The 21,135-nt window shown below is 43.5% G+C and carries 24 protein-coding genes, 1 tRNA gene, 1 other RNA gene and 1 pseudogene; 9 read left to right on the forward strand and 18 right to left on the reverse strand.

Annotated elements, in window-relative coordinates; genetic code table 11:
* Positions 1-139: 139 nt before the first annotated feature.
* Positions 140-224, reverse strand: a tRNA-Tyr gene (locus AACR09_RS15825).
* 388 nt (positions 225-612) lie between these two features.
* On the opposite strand from AACR09_RS15825, the gene AACR09_RS15830 reads away from it, so the two are divergent.
* From AACR09_RS15830 to AACR09_RS15840, 3 genes are all read left to right on the forward strand, one after another.
* Entirely contained in the window at positions 613-1,689 is a 1,077-nt protein-coding gene (locus tag AACR09_RS15830) for an efflux RND transporter periplasmic adaptor subunit (RefSeq protein WP_029406216.1), read from the forward strand.
* Positions 1,689-4,802, forward strand: a complete 3,114-nt coding sequence (vexH, locus tag AACR09_RS15835) for a vibriobactin export RND transporter permease subunit VexH (RefSeq protein ID WP_193835386.1) — start codon at positions 1,689-1,691, stop codon at positions 4,800-4,802. The genes AACR09_RS15830 and vexH overlap by 1 nt, the downstream gene beginning before the upstream one ends.
* A 141-nt stretch (positions 4,803-4,943) precedes the next feature.
* On the forward strand, positions 4,944-5,264 hold the full coding sequence (locus AACR09_RS15840) for a DUF1244 domain-containing protein (protein ID WP_004736423.1): 321 nt from the start codon (positions 4,944-4,946) through the stop codon (positions 5,262-5,264).
* Positions 5,265-5,356: 92 nt separating this feature from the next.
* Here the strand turns inward: AACR09_RS15840 and AACR09_RS15845 are convergent, their stop codons facing one another.
* A complete protein-coding gene (locus AACR09_RS15845; RefSeq protein ID WP_017070263.1) occupies positions 5,357-6,424 on the reverse strand; it encodes a PLP-dependent cysteine synthase family protein in 1,068 nt (355 codons plus the stop codon).
* 129 nt (positions 6,425-6,553) lie between these two features.
* Between AACR09_RS15845 and AACR09_RS15850 the strand changes: the two genes are divergently transcribed.
* Entirely contained in the window at positions 6,554-7,027 is a 474-nt protein-coding gene (locus tag AACR09_RS15850) for an Lrp/AsnC family transcriptional regulator (protein WP_017062025.1), read from the forward strand.
* An 89-nt stretch (positions 7,028-7,116) separates the two neighbouring features.
* Positions 7,117-7,782, forward strand: coding sequence for a hypothetical protein (locus AACR09_RS15855; RefSeq protein WP_193835387.1), 666 nt, complete (start codon positions 7,117-7,119; stop codon positions 7,780-7,782).
* A 140-nt stretch (positions 7,783-7,922) separates the two neighbouring features.
* Here the strand turns inward: AACR09_RS15855 and tesB are convergent, their stop codons facing one another.
* Positions 7,923-8,783, reverse strand: coding sequence for an acyl-CoA thioesterase II (gene tesB, locus AACR09_RS15860; protein WP_029224039.1), 861 nt, complete (start codon positions 8,781-8,783; stop codon positions 7,923-7,925).
* Positions 8,784-8,951: 168 nt separating this feature from the next.
* Between tesB and AACR09_RS15865 the strand changes: the two genes are divergently transcribed.
* A complete protein-coding gene (locus AACR09_RS15865) occupies positions 8,952-9,392 on the forward strand; it encodes a YbaY family lipoprotein (RefSeq protein ID WP_048609270.1) in 441 nt (146 codons plus the stop codon).
* A gap of 75 nt (positions 9,393-9,467) precedes the next feature.
* Here AACR09_RS15865 and AACR09_RS15870 read toward each other — a convergent pair whose 3' ends face one another.
* On the reverse strand, positions 9,468-9,770 hold the full coding sequence (locus tag AACR09_RS15870) for an MGMT family protein (protein WP_048609271.1): 303 nt from the start codon (positions 9,768-9,770) through the stop codon (positions 9,468-9,470).
* Positions 9,771-9,821: 51 nt separating this feature from the next.
* On the opposite strand from AACR09_RS15870, the gene AACR09_RS15875 reads away from it, so the two are divergent.
* Together AACR09_RS15875 and ffs are read left to right on the forward strand one after the other, a co-directional pair.
* Entirely contained in the window at positions 9,822-10,565 is a 744-nt protein-coding gene (locus tag AACR09_RS15875) for a hypothetical protein (RefSeq protein WP_017080372.1), read from the forward strand.
* Positions 10,566-10,761: 196 nt separating this feature from the next.
* Positions 10,762-10,858, forward strand: an RNA gene (ffs, locus tag AACR09_RS15880) — signal recognition particle sRNA small type.
* Positions 10,859-11,091: 233 nt separating this feature from the next.
* Here ffs and AACR09_RS15885 read toward each other — a convergent pair.
* Positions 11,092-11,345 (reverse strand): annotated as a pseudogene (locus AACR09_RS15885) (hypothetical protein); the annotation flags it as partial.
* Positions 11,346-11,637: 292 nt separating this feature from the next.
* On the opposite strand from AACR09_RS15885, the gene AACR09_RS15890 reads away from it, so the two are divergent.
* On the forward strand, positions 11,638-12,288 hold the full coding sequence (locus AACR09_RS15890) for a helix-turn-helix domain-containing protein (protein WP_017093455.1): 651 nt from the start codon (positions 11,638-11,640) through the stop codon (positions 12,286-12,288).
* Between the two features lie 386 nt (positions 12,289-12,674).
* Here AACR09_RS15890 and AACR09_RS15895 read toward each other — a convergent pair whose 3' ends face one another.
* The 13 genes from AACR09_RS15895 to AACR09_RS15955 all read right to left on the reverse strand — a co-directional run.
* On the reverse strand, positions 12,675-12,947 hold the full coding sequence (locus AACR09_RS15895) for a hypothetical protein (RefSeq protein WP_017093456.1): 273 nt from the start codon (positions 12,945-12,947) through the stop codon (positions 12,675-12,677).
* Positions 12,934-13,146 (reverse strand): hypothetical protein, encoded by a 213-nt coding sequence (locus AACR09_RS15900; protein ID WP_017093457.1) that lies wholly within the window; start codon positions 13,144-13,146, stop codon positions 12,934-12,936. The genes AACR09_RS15895 and AACR09_RS15900 overlap by 14 nt, the downstream gene beginning before the upstream one ends.
* A gap of 699 nt (positions 13,147-13,845) precedes the next feature.
* Positions 13,846-14,031: a hypothetical protein gene (locus tag AACR09_RS15905; protein ID WP_017093458.1), complete on the reverse strand. Its 186-nt coding sequence runs from the start codon at positions 14,029-14,031 to the stop codon at positions 13,846-13,848.
* Between the two features lie 885 nt (positions 14,032-14,916).
* Positions 14,917-15,285 carry a hypothetical protein gene (locus AACR09_RS15910; protein WP_193835388.1) on the reverse strand — a complete coding sequence of 123 codons (369 nt, stop codon included), beginning with the start codon at positions 15,283-15,285 and terminating at the stop codon, positions 14,917-14,919.
* A gap of 38 nt (positions 15,286-15,323) precedes the next feature.
* Positions 15,324-15,638 carry a hypothetical protein gene (locus tag AACR09_RS15915; protein ID WP_193835389.1) on the reverse strand — a complete coding sequence of 105 codons (315 nt, stop codon included), beginning with the start codon at positions 15,636-15,638 and terminating at the stop codon, positions 15,324-15,326.
* A gap of 29 nt (positions 15,639-15,667) precedes the next feature.
* A complete protein-coding gene (locus AACR09_RS15920) occupies positions 15,668-15,949 on the reverse strand; it encodes a hypothetical protein (RefSeq protein ID WP_017093461.1) in 282 nt (93 codons plus the stop codon).
* 111 nt (positions 15,950-16,060) lie between these two features.
* Complete coding sequence (locus tag AACR09_RS15925; protein WP_065608022.1) at positions 16,061-16,336, reverse strand: hypothetical protein; 276 nt, start codon at positions 16,334-16,336, stop codon at positions 16,061-16,063.
* Between the two features lie 65 nt (positions 16,337-16,401).
* Positions 16,402-17,403: a porin gene (locus tag AACR09_RS15930; RefSeq protein WP_065608020.1), complete on the reverse strand. Its 1,002-nt coding sequence runs from the start codon at positions 17,401-17,403 to the stop codon at positions 16,402-16,404.
* Between the two features lie 536 nt (positions 17,404-17,939).
* Positions 17,940-18,431 (reverse strand): hypothetical protein, encoded by a 492-nt coding sequence (locus AACR09_RS15935; RefSeq protein ID WP_050634777.1) that lies wholly within the window; start codon positions 18,429-18,431, stop codon positions 17,940-17,942.
* 286 nt (positions 18,432-18,717) lie between these two features.
* Entirely contained in the window at positions 18,718-19,140 is a 423-nt protein-coding gene (locus AACR09_RS15940) for a hypothetical protein (RefSeq protein WP_050634776.1), read from the reverse strand.
* Positions 19,127-19,600: a J domain-containing protein gene (locus tag AACR09_RS15945; protein ID WP_102560197.1), complete on the reverse strand. Its 474-nt coding sequence runs from the start codon at positions 19,598-19,600 to the stop codon at positions 19,127-19,129. Before AACR09_RS15945 ends, AACR09_RS15940 begins: the two co-directional genes overlap by 14 nt.
* Before the next feature lie 207 nt (positions 19,601-19,807).
* Complete coding sequence (locus AACR09_RS15950; RefSeq protein ID WP_017093467.1) at positions 19,808-20,038, reverse strand: hypothetical protein; 231 nt, start codon at positions 20,036-20,038, stop codon at positions 19,808-19,810.
* Between the two features lie 180 nt (positions 20,039-20,218).
* A partial coding sequence (locus AACR09_RS15955; RefSeq protein WP_228010715.1) for a YadA C-terminal domain-containing protein occupies positions 20,219-21,135 on the reverse strand: 917 nt, incomplete at its 5' end.

Here is a 21,135-nt window from a genome sequence, read left to right on the forward strand (position 1 = left end):
TACAGTCTGCTCCCTTTGGCCACTCGGGAACCCCTCCAGGGTGTGTCTTACTCTTCACAAAGTAAGCCTAAATTGATGTTTTCCCATAAGCCCATCAACTAGGTTGTTCTCTTAACTCTTAAAAGAGGTAAGAAGAATATGGTGGAGGGAGACGGATTCGAACCATCGAAGGCGGAGCCGGCAGATTTACAGTCTGCTCCCTTTGGCCACTCGGGAACCCCTCCAGGGTGTTTTTCCTAACTCATAATGGATAGGCTAAAGAGATGTTTTTCCCAACGCATCTCTCAAGTGCGGAGCGCATCATAGCAAACACGTTAAACCTGTAAAGAGTTTTTCTTATGGTTTTGTGTTGAATGCTGCCTTTTTGGGCAAAGATGGCGAAAAGTACGCATATTGCTCGGGAAGTGAACATCTGTACTAAGGTTTACGTAGTGATAGGTAACACCTTGAGGTAACTCGCTTTCTACATTGTGTTTGGTTTGTGCAATTCGCCAAGAAACGTAAATGGAATTTAATCTAGATTTACACTTCTTGACGTTACAGCATTCATCAGTTGATAGAATACGGTTAATTTCATTTATAGATATTAAATCTCACTTGCAGACCATTATTATGAAGCATAAATCTGTTTTAACCCTGCTTAGCTTGTCTATTCTTATGGCGTCTCCAGCCGCACTAGCTAAACGCATGGGCCCTAGCACCGTCACTGTTGTTACTGAGCAAGTTGATATTCACCAAGTTAGCCAATCTCTTTCTTTGGTAGGTAAGTTAGAAGCAGAACAATCTGTGATCATTACCTCTGAAGTAGCGGGCAGAGTTGACTCTATCAACATCAAAGCCAATCAAGATGTCACCAAAGGGCAGATGTTGGTTCAATTAGATGACGACAAAGCAAAAGCTGCAGTTGCAGAAGCGCAAGCGTACCTAAAAGACGAGAAACGTAAGCTAGCGGAATTCCAACGACTAGTGAAACGTAATGCGATTACGCAAACTGAAATTGACGCTCAGAAAACGAACGTAGAGATCGCCAATGCTCGCCTAGCTGCCGCAAATGCCAATCTTAAAGACTTACACATCAGCGCGCCTTTCTCTGGCACGGTCGGTTTTATCGACTTTAGCCGCGGAAAAATGGTGACAGCAGGTACTGAGCTTGTGACTTTAGATGATTTGTCTGTGATGCAGTTAGATCTTCAAATTCCTGAGCGTTACCTTTCTAAGCTGTCTAAAGGCATGACAGTGACGGCTCGTACCAGTGCGTGGGGCGAGACTCAGTTCACTGGCACAGTGGTAGGCATTGATTCTCGTATTAATGCTGAAACCTTGAACCTTCGAGTTCGAATCCACTTCGACAACAATAATGATTACCTAAAGCCGGGCATGCTAGTGGCAGCTGATATGGACTTCCCTCCAGTAGAAGCGCCGATCATCCCAGTTCAAGCGCTTGAGTATTCTGGTACTAAGCGTTTTGTCTATGTTATTGGCGAAGACAACAAAGCGACTCGTACTGAAGTTTTCCTCGGGGCTCGTATCGATAACGAAGTTGTGATCGACAAGGGCATCGAGATTGGCCAGAAGATCGTGGTGCAAGGTATCGTGAACATGCGTGACGGAGTCTTGGTTCAAGAGCTTGCCGTTAATCGCCCAGCTAAACTTGATGAAAATACAGCAGCACAAGAAGGCGCTAACTAATGTTGTTATCTGATGTTTCTGTAAAGAGACCAGTAGCGGCTGTCGTATTGAGTCTGCTTTTGGTTGTGTTTGGTATTGTCTCTTTCAATAAGCTTGCAGTTCGTGAGATGCCTGATATTGAAAGCCCGGTGGTATCGATCAGTACTCGTTATGAGGGTGCGTCTGCCACCATCATTGAAAGTCAAATAACCTCCAATCTTGAAGACCAGTTATCCGGCATCAGTGGTATCGATGAGATCGAATCCACAACGCGTAACGGTATGTCGCGTATCACGATTACTTTTGAGCTTGGTTACGACCTTAATACTGGTGTGAGTGATGTTCGTGATGCGGTAGCTCGTGCTCAGCGTTCGTTGCCAGATGAAGCCGACGACCCAATTGTTTATAAGAACAATGGTAGTGGTGAAGCCTCGGTCTACATTAACTTAAGCTCGACTGAGATGGACCGAACGCAGTTAACCGATTACACCGAACGTGTATTGATTGACCGCTTTAGTTTAATTTCTGGTGTGAGTTCAGTGGATATCTCTGGTGGCTTATACAAAGTAATGTATGTGAAGCTGAAACCTGCGCAGATGGCTGGCCGTGGTGTTACTACTTCGGACATCACTTCTGCGTTAAACAGTGAAAACATTGAAAGCCCGGGTGGTGAAGTACGTAACGATGCGATTGTGATGTCGGTTCGTACCGCTCGTTCTTACACTGAAGCGGAAGATTTCGAATACCTAGTGGTAAAACGTGCCTCTGATAACACACCTATCTACTTAAAAGACGTAGCGGATGTGTACATTGGCGCAGAAAACGAGAACTCGACCTTTAAGAGTGACGGCGTTGTTAACGTTAGTATGGGGATTGTGCCTCAGTCAGATGCGAACCCACTTGAGGTTGCTGACTTAGTCCATAAAGAAGTCGAAGCAATTCAAAAGTTCTTGCCAGATGGGACTCGTTTGGCGGTCGACTATGACTCAACTGTCTTTATCGATCGTTCGATCTCTGAGGTTTACAGCACACTCTTTATTACGGGTGGTTTAGTTATCCTCGTGCTTTACGTCTTCATTGGTCAAGCGCGTGCAACGCTGATTCCAGCAGTGACCGTACCTGTATCTCTGATCTCGTCGTTTATTGCGGCGTACTACTTCGGTTTCTCTATCAACCTGATTACCCTGATGGCACTTATCCTGTCGATTGGTTTGGTGGTCGATGATGCGATCGTGGTGGTTGAGAACATTTTCCACCATATTGAACGTGGTGAGTCACCGCTGCTTGCTGCTTATAAAGGGACACGTGAAGTGGGCTTTGCGGTAATCGCAACCACTCTAGTCTTGGTGATGGTATTCCTGCCAATCTCGTTCATGGATGGCATGGTCGGTCTCTTGTTTACGGAGTTCTCGGTACTGTTGGCGATGTCAGTGATCTTCTCGTCGCTAGTCGCACTAACGTTAACGCCAGTGTTAGGCAGTAAAATCCTAAAAGCGAACGTTAAACCAAACCGTTTCAACCTGTTTGTCGAGCGCGTATTTGGCAAACTTGAGTCTGGATACCGCGCGGTATTGCGCCGTGCTTTAAACTGGCGTTGGGCAGCTCCAATCATCATTCTCGCGTGTATGGGCGGTAGCTATGGCTTGATGCAACAAGTGCCGTCGCAACTGACGCCTCAAGAAGACCGTGGTGTTATCTTTGCGTTTGTTCGTGGTGCTGATGCAACCAGTTACAACCGTATGTCTGCCAATATGGACATCGTTGAAGAGCGTCTAATGCCGCTGCTTGGTCAAGGTTTCTTGAAGTCATTTAGTATTCAATCACCAGCGTTTGGTGGTAATGCTGGCGACCAAACGGGCTTCGTTATCATGATCCTGGAAGATTGGGATGAACGTGATGAAACCGCTCAGGAAGCGCTGAACGAAGTTCGTAAATCTTTAAATGGTATTCCTGATGTACGTGTATTCCCGTTCATGCCGGGCTTCAAAGGTGGTTCAAGTGAGCCTGTGCAATTCGTACTGGGTGGCTCTGATTACTCTGAGCTTCAGAAATGGGGCGAACTGTTAAAGCAAGCGGCTGAAGACTCTCCAATGATGGAAGGTGCGGACATCGATTACTCTGAGAAAACACCAGAGTTATTAGTAACCGTAGATAAGCAACGTGCAGCCGAGCTAGGCGTTAGCGTTTCGGACATTTCAGATACGTTAGAGATCATGCTTGGCGGACGCAGTGAAACCACCTTCGTTGACCGTGGTGAAGAGTATGACGTATACCTGCGTGGTGATGAGAACAGCTTTAATAATGCTAATGACTTGAGCCAAATCTACATGCGAACTCAGTCTGGTGAGCTGGTTACACTCGATACGTTGACGCACATTGAAGAAGTGGCATCCTCGATTCGTTTATCGCACTACAACAAGCAGAAATCGGTCACCATCAAAGCGAACCTAATGGAAGGCTACACGCTGGGTGACGCACTCGATTTCCTTGATGAACAAGCGATTGAACAGCTACCGGGCGATATTTCAGTGAGTTACTCTGGCGAGTCAAAAGACTTTAAAGAGAACCAATCAAGTATCTTAGTGGTATTTGCGCTAGCGATGCTGGTCGCGTACTTGGTACTGGCCGCGCAGTTTGAAAGCTTCATTAACCCGCTGGTGGTGATGTTCACCGTACCTATGGGTATCTTTGGTGGTTTCTTAGGTTTGGTGTTGATGAATCAAGGGCTCAATGTCTACAGCCAGATTGGTATGATCATGTTGATCGGTATGGTGACCAAGAACGGTATCTTGATCGTAGAGTTTGCTAACCAACTTCGTGACCGTGGCATTGAGTTTGAAAAGGCGATCATTGATGCTTCGGCTCGACGTTTACGTCCAATCTTGATGACGGCGTTTACCACACTAGCCGGTGCAATCCCATTGATTACTTCAACGGGCGCGGGTTATGAAAGCCGAGTGGCAGTGGGTACGGTTATCTTCTTTGGTATGGGCTTTGCAACTTTGGTTACTCTGTTCGTAATCCCAGCGATGTATCGACTGATTTCTGGCTCAACACGTTCTCCAGGTCATGTGGAAGCGGTTCTAAATAAAGAGCTGAGCCATGACAACGTGGGTAGAAGCTCGCACGGTTAATGAACACGCACGGCTAATGAACATGGAATAGTGTAACAATATTGAAAAGCCTGCGTTTGCTCCTAGCGAATGGCAGGCTTTTTTTGTATAACAAACAGAGCTCAACGAATTAATACAATAAATCGAATAAAGGAAAGTAAAGTGGCTGAATTTAAATACAAAGATCTTTCTCAAGAAGAACAAGATAAGCTAGATGCAGCAACCTTTCGTCGTCTGCTAGCACACTTAGACAACAATAAGGATGTTCAGAACATCGACCTTATGATCTTGGCGGGCTTCTGCCGTAACTGTTTCAGCAAGTGGTATAAAGCGGAAGCTGAGCAACAAGGCCTAGACTTGGATATCGATGACGCTCGTGAGCGCGTATACGGCATGACTTACGATGAGTGGAAACAAAACCATCAGCCAAAAGCGACGCCTGAACAACTCGCGGCATTTGAAGCGAAGCAGAAGCCAGAGTAATTTGTTCTCGTTGGTGGTTGATTAATAGAATGAATAAACAAAAAGAGCCCATCAAGGCTCTTTTTAGTTTGGAGTCGGTGCTTGCTCTGTATTTAAGCCAACTCACCCGTTTGCGAGAAAGCTTCTAGCTTCGCCGCATAAGGTTGTAGGTCACCGATATTCAGATTTACCCACTCGTCATTGAAGTAAGTGTCTAGGTAGCGTTCACCGCTATCACATAGCAAAGTCACGATAGACCCTGTTTCGCCACGTGCTTTCATCTCACTGGCTAGCTGAAGCACACCGTACATGTTAGTACCGGTTGATGCGCCAACCTTGCGGCCAAGAATGTCAGATAACCAATGTGTCGTTGCGATACTTGCTGCGTCTGGGATTTTTCGCATTTCGTCAACCACACCAGGAATGAAGCTTGGCTCTGCTCGTGGGCGACCAATGCCTTCAATCTTGCTGAATGTATTGCCTTTCACGTTCGCATTGCCTGTTTGGAAGTATTCGTGGAATACCGAGTTTTCAGGGTCAACTACACATAGTTTAGTTTCATGCTGTTGGTAGCGAATGAAGCGGCCAATCGTCGCTGAAGTACCGCCAGTACCTGGGCTCATTACTACCCAAGCTGGAACTGGGTGATCTTCCATCTGCATTTGATTGAAAATAGAGTTCGCGATGTTGTTGTTACCACGCCAGTCGGTTGCGCGCTCAGCGTAAGTAAATTGGTCCATGTAATGACCATTCAGCTCTTCTGCTAAACGACGTGACTCATCGTAAATTTCATCTGAGCGATCAACAAGATGCGCTTGGCCGCCGTAGAATTCAATCTGCTCAATCTTTTTCTTCGCTGTGCATTTTGGCATTACCGCAATAAACGGTAGGCCAAGTAGGCGAGCAAAGTATGCCTCAGACACCGCTGTGCTGCCTGATGAAGATTCAATGATCGTCGTTTCTGGGCCAACCCAGCCATTACAGATAGCGTATAAGAACAGAGAACGCGCTAAGCGGTGCTTCAAAGAGCCCGTAGGGTGTGTGCTTTCATCTTTAAGGTAAACATCAATGCCTTCGATACTTGGTAGTTCGAGCTTGATAAGGTGCGTATCCGCTGAGCGTTGGTAGTCCGCTTCAATTTTACGAATCGCGTTGTTAATCCATTGATGGTCAGTGCACATAAGCGTTCTCCTGATCGAGTGTAGGAATTCTTTGTAATTGGTATGGTTCTAATTTATCTATAATTCGAGAGAAAAACTTTGCCATATTTGCTTTGTTTTGCTTAAATTGTAGAAAATTATTCTCTTTAAATGCGATTTGGTGAAAGTGTGATAGATGCCGTAGATAAAAAAATATTAGGGTTACTGCAAGAAGACAGCACCCTGTCATTGAACGATATTTCTGAAGCGGTCAATCTCACGACAACGCCTTGTTGGAAAAGGCTTAAGCGCCTCGAAGAGAACGGTATTATTGAGAAAAGAGTCGCACTGCTGAACCCGGAAAAACTGGATCTTTCCTTTACCGCGTTCGTATTAGTGAAAACCAGTGATCATTCTCATGAGTGGTATGGTCGTTTTGTGAATACTGTGTCGGAATTTCCAGAAGTGATGGAGTTCTATCGCATGGCTGGCGAATATGATTATATGATGAAGGTTCAGGTTAAAGATATGAAGTGCTTTGATGATTTCTATAAGCGCTTGGTGAATAGCATTGATGGTATCTCTAATGTGACCTCGACGTTTGCGATGGAACCATTAAAGTACACGACAGCATTGCCGCTTTAAGCTGCGCCTAGTAATAGATTAACTATCGCTTTAGTTTAACTATCTTCTCAGTTTAGATCTCGCCTCTGCGATAAAGAAAAGGATTATTCATGTTTGCAAAAGTATCTACCGCTATCCAGCTGGTATTGGCGGTCGCCATTTTTTACTTGGGTTACACCATTTACTCATTGACCAATAAAGTCGGTGAAATCGTTGATACTTACCCGCAAGTTATCGAAGACATATCGGGCCTCACCAAAGGGCTCAAAGTAGAAGAGCTATTAGCGCTTGCTGAACATGTCAGCGATCTTGCTCCTCAAGTTTTGAACACAGTCGAAGAGGTCAGAAAGACGATAGATAACGTGAATCAAACCGTTTCATCGGTCGACAACAAAATCCCTGCGATATTAGATGAAGTGAAAAATGTCCGAACGGAAGTCGAACAGGTCAGAACCGATGTCATCCCACCAACATTGACTGAGCTGAAGCGATACCGTGTGGATGTCATGCCACCGATGCTCGCTGAAAGTAAATCGTACCGCGAGCAAACTATCCCCGCTGTTGTTACTGAATCTGAAATGCTAAGAGCGGAAGTGCCGAATATTTTGGTGCAAGCTAATTTGTTGGCAGATAAGAGTCAAGCTTTGGCTCAGGACGCTGCAGAAGGCGCTGTGAAAGGTGTGGTACTATCACCATTTAACCTTCTCCGAGATGCCGGAGATGGCATCAAAACGCGAGTGCAAAGCGAGTTTGAGCCTACGCTAGAAGCAGAATAGATTTTAGTCACTCTTAAGTGACGGATTTTCGTAAGTGTTATAAAAAAGAGAGGCTAGGTATTAAACTTAGCCTCTCTTTTTGTTTTCTCGTACATATTTGGGGCTTTTAAAACAGCGTTTATTCGCTATTTATTTGAGCGCTATTTAGTAAAGCGCATCACACCTTCTTGTACTGCTGTCGCTACCAGTTCACCTTTCTGGTTGAAGATCTCGCCGCGCACTAGGCCACGAGTGTTCGCTGCCGTTGGGCTTTCAATCGCATAAAGCAACCATTCATCCATCTTGAATGGGCGGTGGAACCAGATTGAGTGATCAATCGTCGCTACTTGGAAATTTGGCGTCATGATAGAGACTTCATGAGGGTGAAGCGCCGTCACCAAGAATCCCCAGTCCGATGCGTAAGCAAGCAGGTATTGGTGGATCAATTGGTTGTCTGGCATTGCACCATTCGCTCTTACCCAGAGGTACTGTTTCGCTTCCGTCTTCTTAGGTTTCAGTGGATTCACGACCGTCACCGGGCGCATCTCAATCGGCTTTTCGCCACAGAAGGTTTTGCGCAGTTTCTCTGGTAAGAATTCCGCGATGTGGCTCGCTAATTCAGTTTCTGAGGCAAAGTTCTCTGGTCCAGGAATGTCAGGCATTGAAATCTGGTGCTCAAACCCTGGCGCATCGCCATGATAAGAAGCGGTGAGATAGAAAATAGGGCGGCCATTTTGAATCGCTTTTACACGACGAGTGCTAAAGCTGCGTCCATCTCGTAGGTTCTCAACATCGTAAATGATTGGCTTTTCAGGATCGCCGGGAAACAGAAAATAACTGTGGAACGAGTGAACACTACGGTCGTCTTGGACGGTATAACGAGCAGCAGAAAGCGCTTGTCCTAATACCTGACCGCCGTATACCTGTGGTAGGCCTAGGTTCTCACTTTGCCCACGGAATAAACCTTCTTCCAGTTTTTCTAGCTGAAGTAAACTTAGTAATTCTTGTAAAGGTTGACTCATCGCCAGCATTCCTCTTCGTAAAATGGGTGTCAGATTATGGTGTTAATCATTTAGCTTAGTCAGATATCTGTCAATAAATCATAGGGTTTCAAGACAGAATATGAAAGCTCTCTTATAATTGGTCAGTAGATTTGCCGAGTCCGGCAAACATGTTGAGAGAAATTGAATATGAAAAAGGCTCTAATTCTTATTACGTCTTTAGTATCGTTTGGCCTACTTGTTGGTTGCCAAGCAACATCAGAAACGAACGCTTCTCAAGAAGTGGTTGCAGAGAACACTCAAGTGATTTCAGGAACAGTAAGCTACCGTGAAAGAATTGCATTGCCAGAGAATGCAGTAGTTACCGTTACGCTAGAAGATATCTCACTGGCTGACGCACCATCGACGGTTATCGCAACTCAAGAGTTCACCACAGACGGTAAGCAAGTACCGTTCGCATTCGAGCTGAGCTACGACAACGACAAAATTAAAGCTAACCACCGTTACAACATGCGCGCATCGATTCATGTTGACGGCAAACTGCGTTTCACAACGGACACGATTAAGTCAGTAATTACTGATGTAGAAAATACACAGCAAGCAGACCTACGTTTGGTTGGTGTTCGTTAATCAGAAATCGATGCCACTGTTAAGGCATCTTGATTGGCTTAACTTAGCCAGCTGAATCAGCGATTAGTGGCAGCTCTAGGGCTGCCATTTGTATATTCTGAGTTTGATCTTTCCTGCATCACTCACCTCAATCCCTTCTTTAACCAAATGCTGCTTTTGTCGGTCGAACGAATCACCCTTTAAAGATATTTCACCCTTACTGTTGATTACCCGATACCAAGGCAGTTTGCTACCTTCTGGCAGGTTACCCAGCGCTTTACCAACATGGCGCGCATAGCCCGGAAATCCTGAAAAACGTGCTATGTCTCCATAAGTTGTTACTTTCCCATATGGAATTTGGTGAATCACAGCAAAGATTTGGCTCAAAAATTGGTCCATACTAAATGTTCCTAGTTCATAAATACCACGGATCGGTAGAAGGAGAGGGCTATGGTATTTACAACGTTTCAGTTCTTGATAACCACATTATTAGCGGTTGTCTGCGCGAGAGCAATCAGTTTAAGTGAGGGAGATATCCCAGTACTTGCAATGGTCATTCCTGCTTTATGGATTTTGCCGCAAGGAGGCATCGCAGGATTAGCTTTGCTTGTCTCCATGACCACTTATGGATTAACGCTACCGCTACAACCCATAACGCTCTCAGTCAGTGTATGGGTATTATTCCCACTATTGATGGTGGTCTTTTCAAAACGCAGCAGTTTGTCGGTCGTGATTATTTCTGGCTTGATCGTCGCAACGCTACAAGTCGGGATTATGGTCACGCAATCTGCAGGTAAGCTTGAAGGCGTTCCTTGGGTTACCACACTACAAACCTTGTCAATCATCGTTATTTGGTGGGCGGCAAATCATCTTAAGCCAGCCAGCCGACACAGCTGGTGGTCATTAGGCTTGATACTTCCATTATGGATGGCCGATTTACCTTATGCCGCTTTGGTTGCTTTGTGTGTAACGGGCATCATGGCATCGATGGAAACACTGACGCGCTTGAAAACCTTCCGCTGGAATAAACTATTGTGTTGGACATTGCCGACGGTTGGTTTTGCGGCACTGGTGATTACCCCAAGCATTGAAGTGCCTAGTCCAGTCTTTGTGGTGTGGTTATGTCTATTAGGCACCGCGTGGATGACAGACTACATCATTCGTACAGAAGATAACGAAGACATCGATATCTAGTACGTAGATAACCCGAACCTTACAAATGCAGGTAAATGGTGAATTTACCTGCGATTTTCTAGTGGTTTGAATAAAGGATAAGCACTTAGACAGCAATTGTTCAAAAATAGGGTGGAAGGGCTTGCAATGGTTGCTGTGATGCTTAATAATCCAATCACTCTTTGAGGCAAGCCTCTTAGAAAACGAATCTATGGGGGCCTGGTCCTCCCGCAACAATAACTCGTGAACTCGGTCAGGCCTGGAAGGGAGCAGCCGCAGCGAGTGACTTGTGTGCCGGGATGTGGCTGGGTTCCCACCCCTTAAAAAAGCCGCTCTTTATGAGCGGCTTTTTGCTATCTAAACTATAGTAAATCAATCAGTTAGTAGACTATCCATACTAGATTGAGCTGGCTTTAGTATCAAAATAGGCTTTGTTTCCTAATTCAAATTTTGATAAATAATCCCCTGCGCCGCTAATTACTAGGTGATCGCTATCGTTTTAGGCATATCTAGCTCTGTTAGCTTGTTTAACGCTTTTCTTATCGCGCAAGTTTCTCCAGGCTCGTTGCTTCCCGTCAATACCATGCTTTTTAACTTTCTATGACCCTCACCGTAGATTTTCAACCCTGTAGTCTCAAGGATAAGTCGCCAAACAAACGAGGTCTTCCACAGTTACTTTGTTTGATCTGTTGCCACTGTTGGAGAGCTTTTCCATCGATCCAAAATGTCAGTGAACCACTATTGATCCAAGTTTGATTAATAGTGGTTCCAGTTAGTTGTTTTATAGCGAGGCTTGGTCATTAGTATAAATCTTTGAATGAACTTAGTAGATCAGGCTATGAATTGCCCGGAATAAACATACGCATAACTAATAAGCATATGTCCAAGATGGGTATAGTCGCTTATCGTTAATTAGAGTGTTTGTTAGATAAAGCGGATGGTTAAATAAACCTATTTTAACAATAGCTTACTTCGATGCGATAAATTTAACAACACACTAGAAGTCTGTTTATTTGTTGCCGAACGCGTCATTTTCAGGCACTATCTACACGCATAAAGTATGTTTACTCTTTTTAACTTTTGAGGTGCGACCATGACGGAGCTATCTATACTCGCTACAAACATCGATCAGCGAAAAAAAGACCTAAACATCCGTACAAATATTGAAATTGCTCGTTTATCTGGTGTTAGCCGTGCCGTGATTACTAATATCATGCTACATCCAGAAAAAAGCATAATGCTGGATAGTGCAGTTTCTTTAGCTAATGCTTTGGATTGCCGTCTAGAATGGCTAGCTACTGGTAATGGACCTGTCAACTATGACGACGTTGTTCGTCACGCTCGTATCAAATTCGGTTCTCCTGTAGTAACAATGCAGGAATTATCAGCGAGCAGCATTAAGGATCTTCTTGAGGACTTGATGGAAGACGAACACCGCGAGCGTTTGCCTTGTCCAGCTCGCAGTAGTGAAACTACATTTATTATTCGTCTGAACAATAATGTGGGCCGTTATTTTGCTGGTGGCATGATCTTTTTTGATTATGATAAAACGGCAGTTTCTGGTGATTTAGTCTTGGCGCGAGTGCGCGAGGGCGTTATGCCAGAAATAATGGAGTATCAAATTGCACACGGTCGTGAGTTCTTGAAATCAATGAACCCTGATATTCCAGAAGATCTAAAATTTGTCGAAATGAGTGACTCTATTAAAATTATTGCTGCGTTCTCTGCTTTCGCAGTAATCTAGTACTGCAGTCATAAATTATTTCAAATAAAAAGCCTAGCGCCCGCTAGGTTTTTTATCTCGAACAATTCTAAAATTATACACTTGGTATGCCCCCACAAAATATACCCTCTAATCGCCTCACTACTTTGTTTCAACTTACTACAGCATATCTGTTCGTGATCCTAAACGAGAAAAATCCACCTCTTCAGGTAGGTTTTACAAGGTAACTATGACTGACAATACTCTCCAATCGGTTGACGTGTCAGTAAACAACCTAACTAGAATGTTTCAAAATCTAGAAAGCCTCTCTTCACTTCTAAATTTAGTGTAGCAAGCGTTCGAGGTAACAAACGCCTTTCGGTAGCGAGCCTAGCCACACACATCATGTAAGGCCTTTCTGTTTTTTTTTATAGTTCTTCTCGAATATTTAACTTGAGATATTTGGCAATCTCTAATAAGGCGTCGCGTTCAACATGATAAATCGATTCACCAGCACGAAGTATGAAAGCTACCGGATTTAGGTCGTCAGCACCAATATGAGTAAGTTTAACGTTACAAGTTTGCTCTGCCTGTACCGTGATCCCTTCACCAATAGAAATGAATACAAGACTATCGTTGGTTCTGTTAATCGTTAACTTAGCGCCCATTGTTTCTAGTATTAACTTGTTATCTATAATCATTAGCTAACCTTTTCACTTTCAATTTTCTGACCGCATGATCAAGTTCTTTGCCCGTCATATGGTGCGTCTTTTCATACTGTTGAATCTGTTTTATAGGAACTTTACTTTCTTGAGTCAGCGATAAAGCGCCTAAACTAAACGTTACAACACTTATAATGAGAGCAATGCCGACGGTTTGTAAATGATGTTTAATGTTCATCTGCGGTCTCTTATATCTCGTTATTCAGTCCGCGATTTGTGACAGTTTTGTGCCAAATTTACATTGCTACCATTTGCGGGCTTCGATAAGACTTAATGGATTGCCGTTTATCATGTTCAGTAATTGCAGGTACTTGAAACACTGCTCAGGATCCGTCAATGGTGTCGCCGCCATTGTTGTTAGTAAGAACGTTCACCCAATATAAGTTAGACTTTGAATTGATAGGCTTATCATCTAACTTTGAATAAATGTGATTGTTGATATCGCTAATCACCCATGCGGTGTTTTTATGGTATACCACTAAATGGTTAGGAGGTCAGTGATCAAAGCCCTCACGGGCCGTTAGAGCGTCTTTATGGGGCTATACTCACGTGAATTGATGCCGTTCTGCGGTGCTTTGTACAACTCTTGATGTCTTGCTCGCGCTTCTTTATGGCGAAGGGGCGGGAAATTACCCAAACTCATGATCGTCTTTTTACCTACCCATCAATATCGGAAGAGTTTTTCAGCACCTTGATAGTTAAGATCATAAATCCTAGAGCTTAGTTAGTAATGATCAAAAGCGAACTTGTTCAGCCTAAGTTCACCTATTAATGTTCACAACATGATTAATATAAGGCACAGGCCTCATGTAGCTATAGGTTGTAGGCATTAAAAAAGGGCCATCCGATGGCCCTTTATTCACTTCGATATACACACTTATGTATGTACATCGCCTGTAACATCTTCTGATGTTAAAGCATTCAACTTTTTAACCGTTTTCAGCAGGTTCGCAGCCTCCGCTGTCGTTTCCGCAATAAAAGCCTTGGTACTGTCGTCAAGAGGCTCTTTTATTTCCATCAATGTAGAAACAACACGTAAATCACGCTGTAGTTTAGTTATCATATCGGACCTCGTAGTTAGTTGAATGTAATGTGAGCAAGGCAACAATATAGAGTATTTACTCAAAGTCCTCACTGTTTATGTGCAAATAGTGATTTCAGTATTGTTTATTATAATGATAACTATTAACATGTACTCTATGGGGTTGCTGTTGCATACGCGCCTAAAATACTTATTTATTGATTAAAAAATTGTTTTTTAATCTGAATCATATACTTAGCGTTGTAGTGTACCCCAATTACTGCTTGTTGTTGCTTAACTTGGTGTGAACGAACAGAGCGCTTGATCACATCACCAATCATCGGATTCAAAGGGCTCTATTTGCTTTAGTTGAACTCATTGATCACTTTTCTCAAGTTCGCTAGCTCATTGTGCTCATCATTTCGATACAAAACGCAATACTTAATCATGATCGTCTGACGACGTGTAACCTTCATTTCGTAGATTTTAACGGCACAATTGACCTCATATTGTGTAGGTAGATACGACTCTTTTTGAAACCAAACAACTGACACGTGTACTTAAATTGAGCTAAGTCCGCGATTATTAGCTCACCATTCTTGTTGGCAATATTGCCACCCTCTGACAAATATGAGTTGTTTTCCGGCCGCTCTTAAGCGAAATAGGTAGACATAGTTCCGCGTTTCGTATGGTTTGGCCTTCAATGATTTTTATTATGATTCTGGCCCGGGCCACACTTCTACAATCTTAAAGCTAAATGGCGTGTTTTTCAGTGACCTAATACGCTTGCGATAGCCGTCTTCGTTTCAAGGGTATAGAAATATATGGCCTAACCTTGTGCTGTGTAATTTGGATACGAATACATACAGATTTGACTCGATTGTAAACAATTTGAGTTAAGGTGAGCGAATTGCGGCGTCGTCCAGTTTATAACCTGAATTTCGTCAGAATGGCGTCACATCTAAAATCCTCATAGTAGAGAGTTGCTGCGTATTCCTCTCTCAAGCTGTTGATTTTTTCCAGCTGTTCTTTAAAGGTCAGATTCTTATCGTAAAGCGCATTTTCTTTGCTATACAAATCTAGGTAGCCACGTGCGTAATATTCGCCAGTTTGCCGATTAACAATCGCAATGTTCTTATGGTTGGCGAAATAATCAAAGGACTCCGCAGCATCATAGTTTTTGCTCGCCTCAGCCAAGTAGGTGCATGCGCCTATAGATTCATCAAAGTTCAAATAAGTCGTTGGTGCGCCGATTGATATTTCAGCATTAGCAGCACCAACAACGAGCAATAGCATTAATGGGATTAGTCTCTTCACCGTTATTGACCTCTAACTTAATAGGGCCAAAAGAAATAAGTATTCTCTTGGCCCTTATATGGAATAAAAAATGGCCGACCTAAAGCGCTCTCAATGATTCTGTAAGCTTCATTGTGGTTTTTTGAGTATGGCGCTCGCTTATTTGAAAACGGTATCTCCGCAGTGTCGCCACGCTCGCGTGTATAGCGACCTGATACTAAGTCGTCGCGTAAAAATTCATAGCCAGCTTCTAGTAGCTGGATCACGATCAATTTTTTCTGTTCATCCGTTATTTTTTCATAGCTATATTCATCGTCTGATGTGGATATCCACCAGCTATCCCAAAGGCCCATAACGATGCATACCGACACGGAAATAATATTTAGCGTTGTGCTGAAGCGATAGCTATACGTTTGTTTTCAAGCTGTAGGTAGTACTCATCGACATAGTACTTAACCGACTCGCGCAAATCGCTCATGGTATCGGTTTCAAACTCTGCGATTAGTAAAACATCTACAATCTTGCAAACGTATAGATCCTGACAGCTTAACGAGTGTTCACGGCGCATAAGCATCACGCGAACGCCACGATATGCAAATGCGCAAAAATCATCGTGGTTTAGGTTTGCACTGCGCATATTTACGAATTTTGGGAGTGTTAACATGTTGACTCTTGGGGGGTGGTCGGCCATTTCTATCCATCTCGTCTTTATTGGGTGTTACGAATATAAACACGATACCTTTATTTGTAAACAGCGAGGGCAAAAATGATCACTTCAGAACATTATTTTGAAGTTGACCGCGGTGCTGTCTAAATCTAAGTCTGGATCTTCTGTATTTAGTTCCCCTCCGACTTCAAAAGAAACACTAGTGTCGTCACTTAAGTGGTACTCAATGCCCCCTGCATAGTTAATGAGTTCATCATTTTGATCCCTGACAGATTCCAGCACTTCACCTTGACTAACCTCTGTTGGGCGCTGGTCATTGCCAATGAAATCTATGCTCGCGCATCCCTGTAAAATGACAACCACGATTATTACTATTCTTTTCATAAGTTCCTTTACGTAAAAAAGCGGCCTGTTAGGGCCGCAATAGTAATCACAAAGGTAGTGTGAATTTAGAAAGTAAGTTTAGCGCCTAGCATCGCGTTGTTTGCTGTGTTGCCAGTCCCGTCGTTTAGTACTTCTTGGTATGCTGCGTAGGTAACGAAGTTAGGTGTAAAGTTGTAGTTCATTTCAATAGCAGAATGTTCCACGTTTTCTGTAGCGCTATCTTTATCAAGCATGGTGTAAGTAGCTACAAATGAAATCTCGTTAGTAGCTTTGAATCGTGCCGCTGTTTCGTAACCTTTGAAGTCATCACCTTTATCTGAACCATCGTAACCAATACCTGATAAGTAAATGCTTTCTGAATCCCACTTAATACCCACAATGCCATCAGTGCTGTCCTTACCAATATCGTAGGTTTCAATAGCGTAGGCACCTGTTAGGCCAAAACCTGCACCAATTTCATAGCTGGCAGCTGCGCCGTAGCCAGTATCGATGGTTTGCTTCAGTGTTGATTCTGGTACGAACTTGCCAGTTTTAGAATCTACGTGTGCATCTTCGTGGAATAAAACCTTACCGTCTTCACCACCGAAGTTAACGTGCGTACGTAGAGTAAGATCGCCCAAATGAGAAATGGCTAGAATTGAGTTCTTGGCGCGGTCTGCTGTAAGTGGTTTGATGTTACCGTCACCGCCGTAAGTGTTCATGATATCGGTGTAATCAGTAGTTAGTTCTAGTGCGCCATCAGTTTGACCATAGTAGATCTCGTTATTTTCAGTCGCGAAACCAACATACATATGTTTCGGTAGGATGTTCTCACCGCTAGCGTTGTATTCTTGCTCTAGATAACCAACTGCATCGACGTCTTTACCAATGTCTTGAGTAACTTTAATGTGCAGACGTGCTCGAGAAATGTCATTCGTTTTGTGAACATCTTCACTTTGGTATTGTCCACGAGCTTCAACTCGTCCGCCTACATTGATACCAAAACCGTCCTGTTCGTAAACTTGAGCCGCGTTAGCTCCAGTTGATGCTGCTGCAATAAAAATAGCAAGGATTGTTAATTTTTTCATCTTAAGTTCCATAAATTACTGTCTAGAAAACTTGTAAACATTAATATCTGCTAAAAATGAAAAATATATGTAGATTTGCAATCATTGTTTTATTGTTTTGATCGTATACTTATTTGTGCTGATCGTGCACTCTATTTGCGAGTTTAATGATCTTAGTTCACTGTCCAGATAAAGCCTCGACGCTCTTTCTCCGTCGGGGCTTTCTCATATATGACATATGACATATGGCATACGAGGAATTGTTATGCCTGCTACCTAATCCTGATTTTACTCAACCACAAAAAAGTGATGAGCTAAACAATGGTTTGCAAGTCGTTGCTAAGTGCTCTTACCTGTATTCACGATTAGAAATAACAAAAAGCCGCCTATCTAAGCGACTTTTTTATTGTGCTTGATGTGATTCGAAGAATAGCTTCTGAGCTATGTCTTAGTAAAAATAGGATCTGTTATCACATACTCGTTGGTATCTAGCGACTGCAGTAACCAAGGCCATAATAAATACCAAACTGGCATTACTTGCATTGGTCGCCATTGTGCTATTTAGCTTCTTTGTTTAGCATATTGATATACATAAGCGTTACCATGCCTAGACCTAGTAATTGCCATAAGTATTGGCCATCGTCAGCCCCCGTGATTGTTTGGCTGAATAGCATTACGCTTGTTACACATAGAGACGCAATTGCAGCCAATCGAGTGAAAGTAAGATCGATGTGGCCAGTTAGAAACTCTTGGTTTAAAACACTGCGTAGAATGAATAGAACAGGCATTATCTGCAGACCAATAAGTACCGGGAACATAAATGGGAACATAGGGCTTAATAGCGCATGACCTATTTCTGATTTATCCCACGTTCCGACAATGTACTCGGCCCAACCTGCATACGTATCACCATGTGGTACTGAGCCTGGTGATACGAAACCCATTAGAATGCTGAAAAACTTATCTACCACACCATTCTTAAACCAGAATATGAATAGAAAGATCTGCACAGGAATGATTTGGAAATTTAACTTGCTTAGTGCGTTCATTGTTTTTGTCCTAGTTACGAGCTCTATGCTCTCTTATCCGGGTGTACCGGGTTACTTAACCTTTCCCTTGGTGTACAGCGACTAGCATCCATAACTAACCGCTTATTCGTTTCTATTGGGTTTTATCTCACCACTGCCGATATGACGGGCAATAGTCTCGAACCTGTGAATGTTGCAATTACTTTTCTCGTTCTGCATTTCGCGTAGGAGCATTGAAATACAAATTTCCAAAACGTTTCTCTTCATTGCTAACAAGTCATATTTAGCTTGTCTGTCTTGTCTTTACTCATGCTTGTTCCTGCAAGGCAATGAAGTATTCAAGTGCACGGCGAACGTCTTCAAAACGGCACTTAGGCGCAAAATTCATCGCTTGCACGTGATTCATGGAGAAAAACAAAGTAACGCAGTCCTGCTTTGAATTCGGGAGGTATGGAACGCGGCACGCCCATTCGTTATAGAGCTCAGTGATAGCAATCATTTCATGCTCACGTGGGCGCGGTGCTTGGGGATATGTAGCGTCCACCAGTTGTGGGGCGCGTTCAATCTTAGTAATAAGCGTGTTTTGATTGATCATGGTGTCCACTAGTCGTGTAGCCAGTAGTAAACCTGAAATTTCTTGATCGCTTGCGCTAAGGGCAGCTAAACGCAAATGGTCTTTCATTTGGGCCAAAGTTAAATACTGAGCCTCATGGAAATTATTCAATGTCATATTTAATGAGCTCTTGTTCGTATGAATTATTTACTATCTGCATTGCTTCCACTGAGCCGCCAACGTCTGGGTGGAATGCTTTGCAAAGTATCTTGTAACGCGCTTTGATTTCGTTCTTAGTCGGTTTATGGCCAAACATGAATAAAATACTTGAGTCAGATTCACTAATTACCAGCTTGTTGTACTCGCCGATCAGTTTATGTTGACGCTCAAGACCTCTTTCGATAACGCCGCTCTGTTTAACTGAAAGCTTTTCAAGTTGAATACAGCAAGTCTCAAGGCGATTCTTATAGCGATCTAAGACAGTTATCCTCAATTCGCTGGCGCGTTCTTTCTCTTTCATTAACTTGATACTGTTGTTCAGATTCTTGAGGTACCCGTTTAGAAGTAAAGAACCAGATCCCATGGCTGCTACTGTTAGAAATACTGCAATCTCTAGATCGGTTGCGCTTACCCACATTAAAATTCCTTAGAACTGATAAATAAGTTGTAAAAAAGGACCGTTATAAACATGTATGGGGAGTTCATTACATAAGTGTGCACGATCGCGTATGTTTGTGGTGTCATGCTGGATATAGCCAAAGCAAAGAAAGTTACTCTAGGTGGATAGGTAACGAATAGAGACGCCTTACAAGCGTTAGAAAATTTCTTGCGTGGTAAAGCGACCTTAGTCATCTTGGTCAGCCTTTGTGGTCAAGATTGGGCCGTTGTTGGCTTTAGTCACTTTGAAATAGTGGTTCTGGCAATAAGGACAGAAAGCCATTGAATCCCAATCAAAAGAACCTTTGTTTAGAACGTCTTTGAGTTGCTTCTTGCAACTAGGGCAATTGAATGTCGTTAGACGCTCTGCAGGGAACTTGGATAAGTATCGCTCGTAGGTCTCTATCGCATTTTTCATTGTCATACCTTGTTAGATGGTCTTAATTTGTGTATGTGATCTTAAAAACAGTCATATGGTTTTGAAAATGAAAGAAAAAATGCCCCAAGGAGGAGGGGCTGTAGAAAGAAAAATTTGGGATTCTACTAAATGTATGGAAATTGGATGGGCTTTGACGCCATCCATGGCGTCTAATTCAAATTACCACTCGTATGCTGCACCAGCGTACAACGTTGCAGATTCTGAACCTGTATCGTATGCGCCACCTAGCTTAGTCGTAAATTGCTCATTCCAGCGACGGCCTACACCTACAGCGATAGCTTGAGCGTCGCCGTGGTAGCCAAGGCCAACCGTAGCGTTTGTTTTGCCTACGCCGTATGGGTCAACCAAACCAGCGAACGCACCAGCTGTAGCCGCTACGCCATCAAGCTCTTTAGCCTGACGCTCGAAGTCTGAACGAAGATCTTTGATATCATTTTCGTTCTTGTTCGTTTTAGCTTGCAGGTCTTGAATAGAGTGTGTGTTGCGGCCAGCCTGTTCACTAATTTTAGAAACTGCCGGTTGCAGAGTAGCTTGCTGGATTGAGGGTGTGTTAACTGGCGTTGCTTTCAGCGTAACATTGGCTGGCGGTGCTGCTGCTTCATCAGCATCCGAAGATTTACTTGTTAGATCATCTAAGCGTACTGGTGTTTGCTGCGGTACTGTTGGGATTGCATAAGGTACTGCTGTGGGAACTTCTTGTTTAACCGGGGTCGCATTCGGGATTGCATTCGGTGTAGCTTGTGGAATAGCTTGCGGCGCTGTTTGTAGAACCGGGATCGCGTCTGGAATCGCATAAGGTACTGCTGTAGGTACTTCTTGTTTAACCGGGATCGCAGTCGGGATCGCAGTCGGGATCGCATTTGGAATAGCTTGTGGAATAGCTTGCGGTGCAATTTGTGGAATTGCTTGCGGTGTAGCTTGTGGAATACGTGATGGAGTCTGTTGCGCTACCGTTGGGATCGCGTTTGGAATAGCTTGCGGTGTCGTCTGCAGGACTGGCGTTTGCTGTGGCATCTTAGGGAAGATGTAAGGCGTCGCCGTTGGAACTTCTTGTTTAACCGGGATCGCGTTTGGAT

Origin of the sequence: Vibrio sp. OPT20 (assembly GCF_963889365.1) — a bacterium.
Taxonomy (GTDB): Bacteria; Pseudomonadota; Gammaproteobacteria; order Enterobacterales; family Vibrionaceae; genus Vibrio; species Vibrio splendidus.